A 15,648-nucleotide genomic window follows, 5' to 3' on the forward strand; every position below is an offset into this window, starting at 1 on the left:
TTGGAAGTTAAAATAGCAAGTACAATGATGTCTACTCTCAACGTTTATATCAAGTCATGTCAATTTCCCCAATTCCTGATTGCAAAAATCAACCTGTTGCCGTTGGCGACATCGTTCGGATCATTGCGTTAAATCCTCAATTTATCAAAAGCTTCCCTGAAGATGAAAGAATTCTGATCGAATCCATGATCGGTCAGTTTTTTAAAGTTATCGATCTCGATGAAGATGGCTACCCTTGCGTTATCCGCGAGTGGCATGATGAACGTGGTCAATTACAAACCCACGTGATCGGATTAGATTCTGAGGAAATGGAAAGAGTTTAAATTGTCGATAGCGATTTTATACTAATCCGACATCGACCTATCAATCAAACCCGCAACCGATTAATGAAACGTTTGCAGGTTTGATCAACGTGAATTCTGTCAATTAATATAATTAAACAATGATAGAGCAGAAATTTTCACGAATGACTGCTGAGCAGCCTGTAGCGTCGTTTGTTGCTGATTCAACGATGTGATGGCTTTAGCGTAATCCAAGTCCTGAATTGAGGACAATGACTGCGAATAAGCTATTTTTGTGGTTGCGCCAACGTTATTCAAACTATCCACTTCCTGCAAACTCGAACCAACCTGTGCTGTCGCGGTAAGGACATTGTTCAATGAGGCGTCGATGTTGTTGTTGGCCTGAGTTAGCACAGCGGTTAAACTCTTTCGCGCGGCCGAATTCCCTGTGGGGGCACTCAAGGCATTGATCGCATCAGTCAAGGTCTCAAAAATATTTTGATTTCCAGGCTGTATTGTGTACTTATCACCGGGCGCTGGTGCAGTTGAAGGCGGACCACCCGTCACAACCACATTCATCCCGTCAAACTTCACCCCTTGGCCACTAACAAACGGCGCAGGCTGAGTTATCGCCGCGCCAGTTGTCGCATCAGTCAACGCAACTGCAGCGCCCGTCGTCGTATTAACAACACTAAAATTATTACCGGTGTTATCGAAGGTTACCGTGTAATTATCTCCGGTGAGATTTGCTGCAGTCGCAGCATCTATGGTCGCTGCAGTGGTTGCGCCCCCTGTGTTAGAGGGATCAGCCTGAACATTAAACTGGCTCGCTGAAGTGCGAATATTGCCGAAAATTTGATTACCTGGGGCGCTCAGCGGCAATTGTCGCGCTGTATCGACCTGCAGATAGCGTTGCCCTTGGTCACCATTGTACGTTGCCCCAGAGGCTGTCTGCGCATACGGCATCGTTGTCGTTGAGAAACCGGAAAAAAGGTAATTTCCTGTACCGTCAGTTGAATTTGCAAGACTCACTAAGGATGCCAGATTCGCTTTTAGCGTAGTGGCGATTGCAGCTCGATCACTGTCGGCCAAACCACCATTCCCAGCACTGATAATTGAGGTCTTTGTACTCTGCAAAATGTTCGCGACATTGCCTAAAACACCGGATGTAATCCCCAAATTATCTTGTACATCCTGCCGATTGACTGCATATTGATCATTGATTGCTGCCGCTTGGGTAATAACGAGTGCGCGTGCAGAGCCAATTGGATCATCAGCAGGAGTCAAAATTTTTCGACCAGCAGAAACTTGTTGTAATGTTTGATTCAAAGAGGACTGCAAATCTGAGATTTGGGAGCCACTATTTTGGTAAATCATATTTGTACTGATACGCATGATTTTTCCTATTGACCGATAGCTAATAACGTAGAGAACAGTTGACTAGCAATCTGCATTAATTTTCCAGCAGCTTGGTAACTCTGCTGATATTTCAACAAGTTGGAGGCCTCTTCGTCCAGATTAACACCAGAGACAGATTGCTGCGCATTTACTGCAGTTTTTAACATGGATGCTTCTGAAGTGCTTGTTGCCTGCACCTCATTCGTTTTGTTGCCAACCAAACTAACAAACTGCGCATAAGCACCTTGAATCGTTGTCGTGCTACCAGCCATGATGTTTTGCGTCTGAATACTCTGCATGAGAAGCGCGTTTCGATTATCACCGGTTCCGGTTGTGTTTGGACCTACATTAAATACGTCACCGTTTGCAGGCGTTCCCGACATCGAAAAAGTCACCCCACTATAGCTATAAGTAGAACCACTCAAGTAAGGCACTGCAGTTCCTGCAGGATATGTTATCGTAGAAGCACCGCTCTTCACTGTCACGTTCGCGGTAGCTGGAAAACCAGTTAATGTGTTGGCAGGAGAATTGAACGTAAGTTTAGTTGCAGCAACAGGAATCGATGGCTGTAAGCTAAATGTGTCATTATTTGCCGGCGGAGTACCGTTATCGCTGATGGAGAAACTCATCCCATTCACACTGATTGTCGCACCGCTCGTGTAAGGAATAGTAGAAGAAGCCGGAGCAACACTAGAATAATTTGTCGTGACCCCAGCCACATTCACTGACACTGTCGCACCAGCCGGAAATCCAGACAGCGTGTTAGCAGGAGAGGCAAAAGTAAGATTCACGCCCGCAGCGAATGTCGAGGAATTAAATGATGTATCTGTTACAACTGGGCTAATAGTTCCACTCACGGAGTTACTGCCTGACGCGACCGATGAATTGATGGCACTGGGAGTAATCGCAGCTTTCCCTGTGTTCGTAGAAGGCGCGCTCGTCGAAAAAGGCGTCGCAACAGCCAATTTATTAGGGTCAGAGATCGCCACTGTCAGGGTTGCTGCCGCTGATGCAGTCGGACGAATCAGAAATTGATCGCCATTTCCGGGTACCGTACCTGCCGGCGGTGCAGCCAACTCAAACTTAACGCCATCAAAGTTGATCGGCAATCCAGTTGAAGTTTGTGTTGTGCCATCGGTGAGCCGAGTTACCGTATAGTCCCCCCCAGAGTACTGTAGGCTATAGTCACTTGTCGTCAGCGCAGATGGGTTCATAATCGATGCCTTAATCTGCGAAGTACCGGTGTTGTTGCTACTAGAAGAACTCACAACAGGGTTGATTGTAAACAGGCTTGTTCCGGTAGCACCATTCAGGTCTTGACCCAAACTCTGTTGTTGATTGATCGCACTGGCGATAGTCACCGCAACCCGCCCAATCGAATTTTGCGTTGCGGTCAGCATATTGGCACGAAAATCCAATAAACCGCCCAACGTACCGCCGGGCAAGCTGTTTTCCGCGATCTGAACAACCTTACCTTTTGCTAGATAAGCAACTTCGTTACGACTTGGATCCGTTGGCGACTGTATCACCTGGAGAGGATTTTTCTGCGACCCCAACACGAGCGGCTGGCCATTGCCGATAAATACGTTGTACTGTGAGCCTTCCTGCACAACGTTGACCGAAGTCAATTGACTTAATTTTGTCACCAACAAATCTCGCTGATCCAGCAAATCATTTGGTTGCGTTCCATTTGTGGTGCTTTGCGCTTTACCGATAGCATCGTTTAGTTGTGCAAGTTGATCGGCATAACTATTGATAGAGGTTACTGACGATGCTATTTGACCATTCACATCAGTACTAATTTGGCTAACCTGATTTTGAAGGCCATTGATTCGACCAACCAATGACTGCGCAGCCGAAATAGTTGCCTGCCGTGCTGCGGCACCACCAGTACCATTGGGGCTCGCCGCTAGATTCTGTATCGACGTAAAAAATGTCTGCAAAGTAGGCGACAAGCCGGCAGTCGGATCTGCAATGACATTGTTCAAACCGGTAATTTGTGACAGGTATGAGTCAGCTTGCCCCTTAGACGTTGTTGCTGAATTAACCTGAAGGGCGATATATTGATCATACTGCCGCTGAATTTGGTTAACACTGACCCCTTGACCAATATACACACCGCCCACTTGCTGAGATGCAGAAGCGCTTTGAATCAAAACCTCACGACTATAACCTGGTGTGGATGCATTGGCGATATTTTGACCAGTGGTACTAATGCCTAATTGCGCCGCGGCCAGAGCAGACTGCCCAAGGTTAAGAATATTTGCACCCATGATAAACCTATATGTTTGTCAACTTAACGACATACCGAAAACCGGTGATCTACTAGGTTTTCGGTATAAAGCCAGAAAACTTTAATTTGAGTAATCCGTCTGATCAATATACTAAGCTGATAGATTTTGCTTGATAATTTTGCTCAACTTGTTTGCATATTGCGGATCGGTCGCGTAGCCAGCTTTTTGCATACCATAAGCAAAGCTAGACGCATCCTTTGAATTTGCAATGACGTTTCCATAACGTGGATTTTTAGTTAGCAAATTAGCATAATCTTTAAATGCTTCAGCATATGAATCGTATGCTTTAAAAGTCTCAACTTTTCTCTGTGCGACACCGTTTACATATTCTGTTGTTAGAGCATTAACAGTTTTACCCTTCCAACTGCTGTTTGCTTTAACGCCAAAAACGTTATGACTTTCGGAGCCATCGACTGTCTTGATCTGCTTCTTACCCCAGCCAGTTTCGAGCGCTGCTTGACCTAACATAAATTTAGCAGGAATGCCAGTTGCTCTACTAGCTTCTTCGGCATGGGCTTCCAATTTTTCCTGGAATTCTTTGACATGATTGGGCGTTGATATCGCACTCTTCGTCGTGGAAACGGATTGCGGCTCAAGTTTTAGGGTATCTTTGTAAGAATTAATACCACGCAGGTTAGATGAGACAGAAGATGATTCATCGCTATTGCCTAAAGCCTGATTCATAGCGTTATTAGTCAACTGCTTCACCAAGGCATCAGCAAGACCAATTCCTCGATTAGACATATTCTGCGTCAATTGCTGATCTAACATCGACGTAAAGGTACGAGTTTGCTCGCTATCAAATGGTCCATTCTGACCGCCAGCCTGACGCATTGATTTGAGCATCATATTCATGAACAATGCTTCAAACTGTTTAGCAGCTGACTTAATTGACTCTGGAGAATTATCCTTAACGGACATCTTCAAGTTACCCAAACTGCGACTATCTATCGCAAGGCTTTTATCAGACGAGTCAGTAATTGGCGTCATCATCGTTCCTTAGATAATTTCAAGTTCAGCATGTAAAGCACCTGATGCTTTCATCGCCTGTAGAATCGCGAGCAAATCTTGAGGTGTTGCGCCAATTGAATTGAGTGCTTTCACCACATCAGCGAGTGACGCACCAGCTTTGAGCAGCTGTAATTGTCCGGCATCTTTCGCGATGGTAATGGTGGAATTAGCCACTGGCGTGGTCTGTCCGCCCGCGAGCGCATTAGGCTGACTTACCGCGTTATCAGTATTAATGACAACAGAAAGATTTCCGTGTGCGACAGCGCACGCATCAAGTGTCACTGCCTGATTCATGACAATCGATCCTGTTCGACCATTGAGAATCACCTTGGCGACATTTTGCGCAGGTGTCACGTCGATATTTTCCAGCATACCCAAAAATGCGACGCGCTGATCTGCGCTGGCCGGAGCCTTAACCTGAATGGCACGACCATCAATCGCCGCTGCAGTATCCGCGCCAAAACGACGGTTAATTGCCTCAACCACACGACTCGCTGTTGAAAAGTCAGAAGTATTCAACTCGAGCTGGATGCCGCCGCCTTGAGCGATAGAATTTGGTACAGCTCTTTCGACCGTGGCACCACCTGAAATTCTACCTACATCCAAGTGATTGACCTGTGCCTTGCTACCATTCGCTGATGCACCAACCCCGCTAACTAAGACGTTGCCTTGTGCCATCGCGTAAATCTGCCCATCAGCACCTTTCAACGGCGTCATCAAGAGCGTGCCGCCCCGCAAACTCTTGGCATTACCCATAGACGAAACAGTGATATCTAAAGTTTGTCCGGGCTGAGAAAACGGCGGAAGCGAAGTAGTTACCATGACAGCGGCGACATTCTTGAGCTGAAGACTTGTTCCAGTTGGTAAAACAACCCCCATTTGCTGCAACATGCTGATAATACTCTGCACCGTAAATGGCGTTTGTGTTGTCTGATCACCGGTACCATCAAGCCCGACGACCAAACCATAACCGAGCAACTGATTCTGACGCACGCCCTGAACGCCAGCCAAATCTTTAATTCGCTCTGCATGACAAAATTGAAAAAATAAAGTGCAGACCGCAACGACGCAAAAGCGTGTCAACATAGGTATACGTGATTCGGTAGGCATTTTCATCATAGAACCCAGTTTTGGCTTTTCATTCGTTTGCTCATATCACAGCGGAAGAAAACTAAGGAAGAATCGAGTCAACATTGAATTCGCTTCAGCCTTATCGACATGTGAAGTTGATCGGTATTCAAGTCGTGCGTCAGCAACCTGCGTTGACGATACCAGATTCCCTGCAGCGATTGTTTGCGGGTTAACGACGCCAGAAAAACGCACAAATTCAGCTCCCTTGTCAAAGGCAAGCTGCTTCTCTCCGCTGACAACTAAGTTACCATTTGCCTGCACATCAATCACCGTCACCGTAATTGTCCCTGAAAAATTATTCCCTGAACTTTCCGCACCTGACTCGCCAAATTTATTTCCTGTCGTGGTTTTCAATCCACCTTGCAAAGCAGTCGCTGCTGGCATGCCGAATATTTGCGGCGTCGCAAATGAAACAGCACCTGTTTTACTGCTTGAACTTGCGGATGTTTTCCCTGCCGATGTTTTTTCACTCAAATTAATAGTAATGACATCACCCACCATTCTTGCTTTGACATCCTCATATAGTGGACGATACGAAGCAGTCTGGAAAATAGCGCCATTAAGCTCCCGCTGAGGCTTCGCAGTCTGTGGCGGTATTGTTAGCGGCTGATGCACGATCGTCGGCGGAGTAACAGCACAAGCCGTTAGCAACAGCGGTGTAAAACAAAGAAGGAAGGCAGTTTTTTTCATCACATCACCATTATGCTAAATCACATTTGAGACAACTTCTGTAGCATCTGATCCGACGTTGTAATTGCCTTACTATTCATCTCATAGGCGCGTTGAGTTTGAATCATATTGACCAATTCTTCCGCTACATTAACGTTAGAAGTTTCAATATAATTTTGTTGCAAACTCCCGGCACCGTTCGTACCTGGCGCATTGGTTGCGGGCGCACCAGACGCCGCCGTTTCCGCATAAAGATTTCCGCCCATCGACTGTAATCCAGCGTTATTAATAAACGTGGATAATTGCAGTGAACCGACTTGTATAGGATTGACTGACCCTGCCTGCGTCACTGATACCGTACCATCAACACCAACGGTAATTGTTTGTGAATTGGCAGGAATAGTAATTGCAGGCTGAATAACATACCCATTTGCAGTCACCAATTGCCCTTGGTTATCGGTCTGAAACGAGCCGTCTCGTGTGTAAGCAGTTGTACCATCCGGCATCAACACAGAAAAAAAACCATCGCCCTGAATCGCAACGTCTTTAGAGTTACCGGTTTGCTGCAGATTGCCCTGAGTAAAAAGACGTTCAGTGGCAACTGGACGGACACCAGTTCCTAGTTGCAAACCAGAAGGCAACTGCGTCTGCTGCGAACTTTGCGCACCTGGCTGTCTGATTGTTTGATACAACAAATCTTCAAAAACTGCTCTTGAGCCTTTAAAGCCAGTTGTACTGACGTTAGCCAGATTATTTGATATGACGTCCATCTGCGTCTGTTGCGCATCAAGGCCTGTCTTCGCAATCCATAATGAACGTATCATTTTTTTCTCCTACAAGCCACAAGGGCAAATTTTCATATCACTATTATTGCTTACTCAGGGTCAACCCAAACTGAGGATCTGCGTCGCTTTAGTAGCGTTGTTCTCGGCATTAGTAATTAACTTCATTTGCATTTCAAACTGACGCCCCAAATTAATCATCGTCACCATTGAATCAACGACACTGACGTTACTACTTTCGAGCATATTCGATGCAACAGAGACCGTTTCATCAAGATCGGTAGCAGAACCGTCTTTCGTCTTAAATAATCCATCATCCCCCCGTACCAAATTACCTTCAGGAGGATTGACCAATTTCAGACGACCAATGACTTGGATTGATTTTGGGGCAGAACCACTTGGGATACTAGAAATGGTGCCATCCTTCCCAATCGTGATCGGCGTACCTGGAGGTAAGGTAATAGGCCCCCCTTCCCCCAGTACGCTTAAGCCATTTTGTGTTTGCAAAACACCGTTTTCATCAAGTTTGAGACTGCCGTTACGCGTCAAGCCCTCGGTGCCGTCAGCCTTTTGTACTACCAGCCACCCTTTACCCTGAATGGCAACATCCAACTCGCTGCCGGTAAGCTGAAGACTACCGGGAGTAAAATTCGCTCCGACCGTGGAATCTACGACAAACGTTCTCGTCGGAAGACTTCCACCTATTACGGGGACGGCTCGAAACGAGTCCATCTGCGCACGAAAACCAGTTGTTGTTGCGTTTGCGAGATTATGCGATGCAGTCGCCTGTTGCTCCAGAATATGGCTCGCCCCAGTCATCGCGGTATACACCAAACGATCCATATCAGACTCCCCTCACCAATGAGTTATGCATCATCCAAATTTCAACCAACATAAGTCACTACCTCAGATTGACCAACGTTTGCAAAATCTGATCTTCCGTTTTAATGGTTTGGGCATTAGCTTGATAATTTCGCTGTGCAGTGATCATATTGACCAAATCCCCTGTCAAATCCGTGTTTGAGTCTTCCGTTGCTGAGGATGTCAGCGAACCGAGATTGCCTGATGTTGGAGGCCCAACCAATGATTGACCTGAAGTTGCGGTTTCTCCCCATTGATTATTACCCAACGATTGCAAACCGTTCGAATCCGTGAAGTAAGCCAAGACCACCTGTCCCAAGACTTTAGTTTGGCCATTGGTATAACTACCAACAATCGTGCCATCTTTGCCTGTATTAAAACTTGCCAACTTCCCAGATGCAAAACCGTCTTGCTTCATGGTGCTTACGCTATATGGCGATCCGTATTGCGTGGTATTGGTGAAGTCAAATTTAATCGCGAGAGGTGCTGTGTTAATTGGCGTGACCGCCTGGGAAGACACTGGAACAACCATTTTGAGTGCATTGGGACTAGCAGCTGAATACGCTGCAGAAGTACCAGTTGTGGTGTACACGCCAACCTGCTGACCGAGATTATTAAAACCCAGAACCCCAAGTGGCACGGGAGCTGCGGGCGATACAGTCAGGTTGCCCGTAGGATCAAACAAATTACCATCGACAGAGCCATAAACCGTCCAAGCCGATGCTGGCGTCACGAGGGGCGCCGTTGAGGCTGGGATGGTTGTCGGATCAACTTTGACGTAATACGTTTGAATCACGTGTGAGTTACCGAGACTATCGTACACGGTCGTCGAAGTAGAACTGTTGTAAGTCGTTGCGTTTGTTGGATCAAACTGCGTCGGTGTAATGACTGGCGGCGTTGCGACTGGAAGCGCCGTCCCTGGCACGTTCAGGGTAGAGTTAAAATTCATGACCGCATTAACGGTTGCGGTTTGATTTGGCGCCAGATCAGCTGTATTGATATTAATTGGAACCGCTGCACCCGTTGCCAAAACACCGCTATTATTGGCCGCATAGCCAGTTAATTGCGAACCTTGTGCATTAACCAGGTAACCATTTTTATCTAATTGGAATTGACCATTTCGGGTATAAGTCACCGCACCATTAGTCGTCATGCGAAAAAAACCATTACCGTTAATCGCAACGTCGAGAGGATTTGTCGATGAAGAGATATTACCTTGCGTGAACTGCTGGGCAATATTGACAACGCGTACACCAATACCAACAGAACTTGCCGATGCACCATTTAAAGAATTTGCATAAACATCTGCAAATTCAGCTCTGGAATTCTTAAATCCAACCGTACCAGCATTAGCAATGTTATTACCAATAACGTCAAGCTGCTGCGAAGAGGCATTTAAGCCACTCAAACCTTGTTGAAAACCCATGATTAACTCCCCTGCGATACCAAATAATTAAACGCCGAAACGTATGAATAACGTTGTTTGAAAATTAACTAGAAAATCTGAACGACAGTATTCATTGCAACGGACCCAAGATTCGCAAGATTTAAAGTCACGCCCTGCGAGCTAGTAGAAACACTAGAGACCATGCCAAATTCCAAGTTAGTCGGTGTCACAGAGGATGCACCCGATGCCGCTTTGACTGTGTAGCTATACGTCCCTGCAGGTGCAGTTCCACCGCTGTCAGTAGACCCATCCCAACTCAAGGTCTGCACCCCTTGGGATAAGGCACCGAGATTAATCGTCTTCACAACGGCACCTGCGGCATTGGTAATGGCGACTGTTCCTCCACTAATGTTTTGCGGTAAATTCAACCCGTAGGCACCGCCTGTTGCGCTCACACCTGCTGAGTTCGTCGTCGTGGTGAGTGCGATATTATTACCCGGCACCAATACCCCATGACCGATCATATTGGCAGCCTGCAAACTTTGACTCGCCTGAAAATTCGCATTCATTGCATTAATAGAGGCATTGACCTGATTAATCCCAGTAACGGTAGACAACTGCGCTAACTGACTTGTCACTTGTGCATTGTCCATCGGATTGAGTGGATCCTGATTTTTCATCTGCGTCGTTAGCAACGTCATAAACTGATCCTGCGCCGCTTGGATCGTATTAGTTGAGGCCTTTGTGCCATTCATCGTTGTCAACAATGTCGGATCAACTGAGTTTGTTTGTATAGTAGACATTTCAAATATCCTTTATGAGTATCATTGACCCAAAGTAAGTGTCTTGAGCAGCATTGCTTTTGCTGAATTCATCGTCTCAACGTTATCTTGATATGAGCGTGAGGCAGAAATCATGTTGACCATCTCCTCGACCACATTAACGTTTGGCGAGGCGACATAGCCCTTCTCATCAGCAAGCGGATGCGCAGGGTCATACATTAATTTGGGTGGCGTTGCATCTTCAACCACCTCAGATACTTTCACACCGGTGGATCCTGTACCGTTCATTGGCACGGCGGCAAACACAACCTGTTTAGCCTTGTACGTCGCCCCGCTGGTACTCGTAACACTGTCTGCATTAGCAAGATTGCTTGACACAGCATTGAGGCGCTGCGCTTGCGCACTCATCGCTGAACCAGCAACATTAAAAACATTAAAAAGCGACATAATAATTACCCCCGATCAATCATCATTAGCCCTGTATTGCCGCGAGCATGTTGCGAATTTGCATGTTAATCATTGTCAAACCCGCTTCATACCGCACACCGTTGTCCGCAAAGGCATTACGCTCAACGTCCATATCAACGGTATTACCATCCACGTTTCCCTGCACCATGGTTCGATACATCGGAGCAATACCATCTACAGAACCAGAGGGATCCATATGCTGATTTGCTGTTTTTGCCAGCGGTGTCGCTGACTGACTTGAATTGAGCTGTAATTTATTGGCAAGGACCGCCGTAAAATCAATATCGCGCGCTTTGTAGTTGGGCGTATCCGCATTAGCAATATTTGATGCAAGCAATTGCTGCCGTTGCCCGCGCACTGACAATGCCGTCTGCTGAAACCGCATGAGATCATCAAGCTTACTCACAATCACACCTCCACGACCGATTTATTCAATTGAAACTTCTCTGTTCATTACATCTTAGGCGACATCCCCCCCATTCAATCCGATAAGCAAAGGCAAGAAACCCCTCTTATTTGCACAATCAAACAAAACTGGGCGACATAAAATACAGCCATCGATTCGTTGTCATGCTGAAAGTCAAAAATGAACCATGTTGCTCAATCCACGTTTGCCGCCATAGGATCTTTGGCGATCGCAGGATGTGCAATGGCGGCAGACATTGGCGTCACCGCCCAAGATCACGATAAAATCAAGCAGGTAGCTACCGAGTTTTTACGGCAAACATCCATTGCGCAGCCAGGCGACGTTGAAATTACCGTCAATGCCATCGATAACCGACTGATACTGGCACCATGTCAGGCATTGGTTCCGTTCTTACCCACAGGTAGTAAGGCATGGGGAAAAACGACCCTCGGTGTCAAGTGCACAGCTCCCACCTCGTGGACCATTTATTTAAGGGCAAACGTTCAAATCACGGCTGAATATTATGTGGCAGCACATTCACTGACCAAAGGACAAGTGATAGCCATTGATGACTTGAGTAAAATCAAAGGTGAAATTTCCAATCTCCCGGTTGGCTTCATTAGCAACCCTGATCAGGCGATTGGCAAGGCAATTCAAAACTCTGTATCGTCAGGCACTCTCCTTCGTACGGATGCACTCAAAAGCCCCGCCGTTGTTCAGCAAGGCCAATCAGTTCGCGTCATCAGTATGGGCAATGGCTTTCAGGTAACAACAGATGCACAGGCAATGAACAATGCATCCGAAGGCCAAATAGCAAAGGCGAGGACGGCGAATGGTGTTACTCTGAGTGGAATTGCAAAAGCTGGTGGAATCATAGAAATCAGTAATTAAATTGCAATAATGCAGTTTTTTTGCTGGCATAATTAAAGTTTAAAAATACCGAGCCGATAACTGGATTGAAGAAGTAGATAATTCCCACTATCGAGGGTATCGCTGTGAAAATTGATGACACACTAAATAAAACTGCTGCGGCACCAGCATTAAATAGTCCCCAGCAAGCGCGTACTGACACGGCGCAAGAAGCGCCTGTGGCCACGCCGGCAGCACCAAGTACAACCGTCCAACTTTCGCCACTGTCAACGCAACTTCAGGCGTTGCAGAGCACGCAGGCTAGCAGCTCAGTATTTGCAACAAAAAAGGTCGAGGAAATTAAACTGGCTATTTCCGAAGGTCGTTTTCAGGTCAATTCTGAAAAAGTCGCTGATGGCCTGCTTGAGTCTGTAAAAGATTTGATCAACTCCAGAAAACGTTAATAATGTTTCAAGAAATCGCGCACACTATGTCCATCCAACAATGCCTGACCGCAGAAGTTGCTGCAATGAGCGAGCTTGCCAGCTTGCTTAAATCAGAACAGTCAGCTCTCGCGGACGGTGACATGGATGCGCTTAGCGAGACGACATCCGGCAAAACTGTATTACTGCGAAAAATTGCAGAGCTTGAGAAAGTCCGTACAACTAAAATGACAGCGTTAGGCTTCAATGGCAAGCCGGAAGGCATGAAAGATTATTTCACGCAAAGCACTGACGATACCGAATACTGCGCGATGCTCTGGGAAAAATTACTTTCTATCTCTGAACAAGCAAAAGAAGATAACCGAACAAATGGGTTACTGATCAACCGTCGCCTTAGTCAAAATCAAACAGCACTGAATGTCTTAGGTCGGGGAGGCAGCACGGGCTCACTCTACGGCCCCACAGGACAGGCAACCGTCAACACCGGATCAATGAAAGGAATGGTTCCCCGCTAAGGAAATCCATTCCGTAAACATAGAAAAGATCCTCGATAACAGCTTTGGGTCTTTTTTATTTTCAGCCAAACGTTGGCTCATTGACAAATATATTATCCAATCCATCAAGCAGCCGAATTTCAGTTGGCAGTCTGTTTATCCGCCCCTACTGGTACATCAATAACCGGCTCAGGCAATACAGCGAGTACGGTCACGGAAACTCGACGATTCCGTGCGCGACCTTCAGGAGTCTCATTTGAATCAACAGGCTGTTTGGAGCCTTGACCTACGGCAGTTACTCGGTTTTCATCAACACCATTTTCCGTCAACAAACGCGCAACGGTGCTCGCGCGCCCTGCGGACAACTCCCAGTTTGACGGAAAAATGGAATTCTTAATGGGAATGTTATCGGTGTAGCCTTCAACCTGAATTGCATGAGTATCTATTTTCAATACAGAAGCTATTGCAGTCAAAGCCTGGATAGAGTCTGGGCTAAGTTTTGCCTCCCCCGTTGGAAAAAGCAGACTGGCATTAATCTCAATGGTGACCCCGCGACTCGTTTGTGTCACGCGGACCTTACCCTCCCGAACCAAAGGCTCAAGCACTGCCATAATATCTTTGGCAACTTCGGTCATTTTTGCCCGCTCTTTACGCAATCCTTCGCTCGCGCGTTGCTTGACCAACGGCAGTGGTGCGAGCTTAACGACATCTTCTGTCGCAGCAGTGGTCAGCGCAGGAGAAATAGGCTTTGCATTACTGAAAGCACCGGTCAAAGAGTTCGATAGAACACGATATTTTCCCTCGTTAAGCGAAGAAATAGCGTACATCACGACAAAAAACGCAAACAACAAGGTAATGAAATCAGCGTAAGAAACCAGCCAACGCTCATGATTATCAGGTTCTTCGTGATATTTTCTTCGTGCCATCGTCAATCACCTAGCCTTTGTGATTTGCAACGCGTTCCTCAACAACACGAGGACTATCACCTAACGCAATACTATAAAAGATATCGGAAAGCATTTCCCGACGAACAACTTCCTTAGCGATGATCTCTTTTAATTTATTACTGACGGGCAAAAAGAGTAAATTTGCTAATCCCACGCCATAAATAGTGGCAACGAAAGCAACAGCAATCCCCCCACCAAGCTTTGCAGGATCGGAAAGATTTTCCATCACATGAATCAATCCCAATACAGCACCCAAAATACCGATGGTAGGAGAGTAGCCGCCGGCAGACTCCCAGATTTTTGCGGCTTGGCGTTGCTCCATCTCAAACAAAGAAATATCCACATCAAGGATGTCTTTGAGACGAACAGGATCAACACCATCGATAACCAATCGTAAACCTTTGCTAATGAAAGGATCGCGGGCAGCATCCATATAACGTTCGAGACTTAAGAAGCCCTCTCTACGCGCAACAACACTCCAAACCAGCGCATCTTGGACATTTTTTCGACTATTGTCAGGCGGTTCAGAAATAATCCAACGGAGCATATTGATGCCTCGTCGGAAAGTGCTCATGCGGCTTTGCAGTAGGACAGCGCCGAGAGTGCCAATAACGACAATCACAAAAGCAGCTGGTTGAAGCAATGAACTGAGGCGCCCGCCCTCCATAAGCTGACCTGCACCGATACCGATGACGACCAGTAATAAACCCGCTACGCTAGCCCAGTCCACGCCTTCTCCCTTAAATATACCCTGAGCCTAGCTACCGCTTGGCTATGCAACTGAGAAACACGCGACTCAGATACCCCCATGACAGCACCGATTTCTTTGAGATTAAGCTCTTGTTCGTAATAGAGGCCCATGAGTAACTTTTCTCTCTCGGGCAAGCTGTCGATAGCACCAATTACGGCGTCACGAAAATCATCATTGAGCAGGTCCTGCAAAGGATCGCCAGAACTGTCCGAACAATAGTGATCTAAAAAATGCTCCTTGGTATCCGAGTCATGGAAATCTTCGTAGTAGACCAACTGATGACCGCCGTTGTCGCCGAGGATATCCTGATACTCACCAAGACTGAGCTTGAGAGACTTGGCCACCTCGGTTTCCGTTGGCGGTCTGCCTAATTTTTGCTGCAGCACATTCATTGCTGACTCAATTTTGCGCATATTCTGGCGAACACCCCTAGGCAACCAGTCAGTGTTACGCAATTCGTCAAGCATGGCACCACGAATACGCTGCACAGCATAGGTTTCAAATTGTGCGCCATGCGTATCTTCGTAACGATTAACAGCGTCGAGCAGGCCGATCATGCCTGCTTGCACAAGGTCATCCACCTCAACGCTAGGAGGCAGGCGTGCTTTCAACTGGTAAGCCAGACGCTTGACCAATGGCGCATGCTCCCTCAGGAGAAAATTTTTATCTGATTTTCCGCTAGCGGTGTACATAG

18 protein-coding genes are annotated in these 15,648 nt (G+C 46.7%); 4 read left to right on the plus strand and 14 right to left on the minus strand.

All coding sequences use genetic code 11. From position 1 onward, the window contains the following. Positions 1-56 precede the first annotated feature (56 nt). The gene (locus ACO0KV_RS09175; RefSeq protein WP_423042057.1) at positions 57-323 is read left to right on the plus strand and encodes a hypothetical protein; all 267 of its coding nucleotides are present in this window, start codon (positions 57-59) and stop codon (positions 321-323) included. A gap of 99 nt (positions 324-422) precedes the next feature. On the opposite strand, the gene flgL is transcribed toward ACO0KV_RS09175, so the two are convergent. The 11 genes from flgL to flgB form a co-directional block, all read right to left on the minus strand. Continuing rightward, positions 423-1,676, minus strand: coding sequence for a flagellar hook-associated protein FlgL (gene flgL / locus ACO0KV_RS09180; protein ID WP_423042059.1), 1,254 nt, complete (start codon positions 1,674-1,676; stop codon positions 423-425). An 8-nt stretch (positions 1,677-1,684) separates the two neighbouring features. Next, positions 1,685-3,952, minus strand: coding sequence for a flagellar hook-associated protein FlgK (flgK, locus tag ACO0KV_RS09185; protein ID WP_423042061.1), 2,268 nt, complete (start codon positions 3,950-3,952; stop codon positions 1,685-1,687). A gap of 111 nt (positions 3,953-4,063) precedes the next feature. Continuing rightward, positions 4,064-4,966, minus strand: a complete 903-nt coding sequence (gene flgJ / locus ACO0KV_RS09190; protein ID WP_423042063.1) for a flagellar assembly peptidoglycan hydrolase FlgJ — start codon at positions 4,964-4,966, stop codon at positions 4,064-4,066. 6 nt (positions 4,967-4,972) lie between these two features. Next, positions 4,973-6,070: a flagellar basal body P-ring protein FlgI gene (locus ACO0KV_RS09195; RefSeq protein WP_423042065.1), complete on the minus strand. Its 1,098-nt coding sequence runs from the start codon at positions 6,068-6,070 to the stop codon at positions 4,973-4,975. A gap of 69 nt (positions 6,071-6,139) precedes the next feature. Further along, complete coding sequence (locus tag ACO0KV_RS09200; RefSeq protein WP_423042067.1) at positions 6,140-6,805, minus strand: flagellar basal body L-ring protein FlgH; 666 nt, start codon at positions 6,803-6,805, stop codon at positions 6,140-6,142. A 20-nt stretch (positions 6,806-6,825) separates the two neighbouring features. After that, entirely contained in the window at positions 6,826-7,608 is a 783-nt protein-coding gene (flgG, locus tag ACO0KV_RS09205) for a flagellar basal-body rod protein FlgG (RefSeq protein WP_423042069.1), read from the minus strand. A gap of 60 nt (positions 7,609-7,668) precedes the next feature. Then, on the minus strand, positions 7,669-8,409 hold the full coding sequence (gene flgF, locus ACO0KV_RS09210) for a flagellar basal-body rod protein FlgF (protein WP_423042071.1): 741 nt from the start codon (positions 8,407-8,409) through the stop codon (positions 7,669-7,671). 58 nt (positions 8,410-8,467) lie between these two features. Beyond that, positions 8,468-9,853 carry a flagellar hook protein FlgE gene (flgE, locus tag ACO0KV_RS09215; RefSeq protein WP_423042073.1) on the minus strand — a complete coding sequence of 462 codons (1,386 nt, stop codon included), beginning with the start codon at positions 9,851-9,853 and terminating at the stop codon, positions 8,468-8,470. Between the two features lie 68 nt (positions 9,854-9,921). Continuing rightward, on the minus strand, positions 9,922-10,617 hold the full coding sequence (locus ACO0KV_RS09220; RefSeq protein ID WP_423042075.1) for a flagellar hook assembly protein FlgD: 696 nt from the start codon (positions 10,615-10,617) through the stop codon (positions 9,922-9,924). A gap of 21 nt (positions 10,618-10,638) precedes the next feature. After that, a complete protein-coding gene (gene flgC, locus ACO0KV_RS09225) occupies positions 10,639-11,043 on the minus strand; it encodes a flagellar basal body rod protein FlgC (RefSeq protein ID WP_423042077.1) in 405 nt (134 codons plus the stop codon). 25 nt (positions 11,044-11,068) lie between these two features. Then, positions 11,069-11,473 (minus strand): flagellar basal body rod protein FlgB, encoded by a 405-nt coding sequence (gene flgB, locus ACO0KV_RS09230; protein WP_423042159.1) that lies wholly within the window; start codon positions 11,471-11,473, stop codon positions 11,069-11,071. A gap of 177 nt (positions 11,474-11,650) precedes the next feature. On the opposite strand from flgB, the gene flgA reads away from it, so the two are divergent. From flgA to ACO0KV_RS09245, 3 genes are all read left to right on the plus strand, one after another. Beyond that, on the plus strand, positions 11,651-12,361 hold the full coding sequence (gene flgA, locus ACO0KV_RS09235; RefSeq protein ID WP_423042079.1) for a flagellar basal body P-ring formation chaperone FlgA: 711 nt from the start codon (positions 11,651-11,653) through the stop codon (positions 12,359-12,361). Positions 12,362-12,465: 104 nt separating this feature from the next. Continuing rightward, on the plus strand, positions 12,466-12,783 hold the full coding sequence (flgM, locus tag ACO0KV_RS09240; protein WP_423042081.1) for a flagellar biosynthesis anti-sigma factor FlgM: 318 nt from the start codon (positions 12,466-12,468) through the stop codon (positions 12,781-12,783). Between the two features lie 26 nt (positions 12,784-12,809). Then, a complete protein-coding gene (locus ACO0KV_RS09245; protein ID WP_423042083.1) occupies positions 12,810-13,277 on the plus strand; it encodes a flagella synthesis protein FlgN in 468 nt (155 codons plus the stop codon). A 119-nt stretch (positions 13,278-13,396) separates the two neighbouring features. Here the strand turns inward: ACO0KV_RS09245 and motD are convergent, their stop codons facing one another. From motD to ACO0KV_RS09260, 3 genes are read right to left on the minus strand one after another with little or no spacing between them, the layout of a single operon-like run. Continuing rightward, positions 13,397-14,182, minus strand: a complete 786-nt coding sequence (gene motD / locus ACO0KV_RS09250) for a flagellar motor protein MotD (protein ID WP_423042085.1) — start codon at positions 14,180-14,182, stop codon at positions 13,397-13,399. 10 nt (positions 14,183-14,192) lie between these two features. Next, positions 14,193-14,933, minus strand: coding sequence for a flagellar motor protein (locus tag ACO0KV_RS09255; RefSeq protein ID WP_423042087.1), 741 nt, complete (start codon positions 14,931-14,933; stop codon positions 14,193-14,195). Continuing rightward, complete coding sequence (locus ACO0KV_RS09260; protein WP_423042089.1) at positions 14,915-15,646, minus strand: RNA polymerase sigma factor FliA; 732 nt, start codon at positions 15,644-15,646, stop codon at positions 14,915-14,917. Before ACO0KV_RS09260 ends, ACO0KV_RS09255 begins: the two co-directional genes overlap by 19 nt. Positions 15,647-15,648: the final 2 nt, after the last annotated feature.

It is taken from the genome of Undibacterium sp. RuRC25W, assembly GCF_049339825.1.
In the GTDB taxonomy this organism is placed as follows: Bacteria; Pseudomonadota; Gammaproteobacteria; order Burkholderiales; family Burkholderiaceae_D; genus Undibacterium.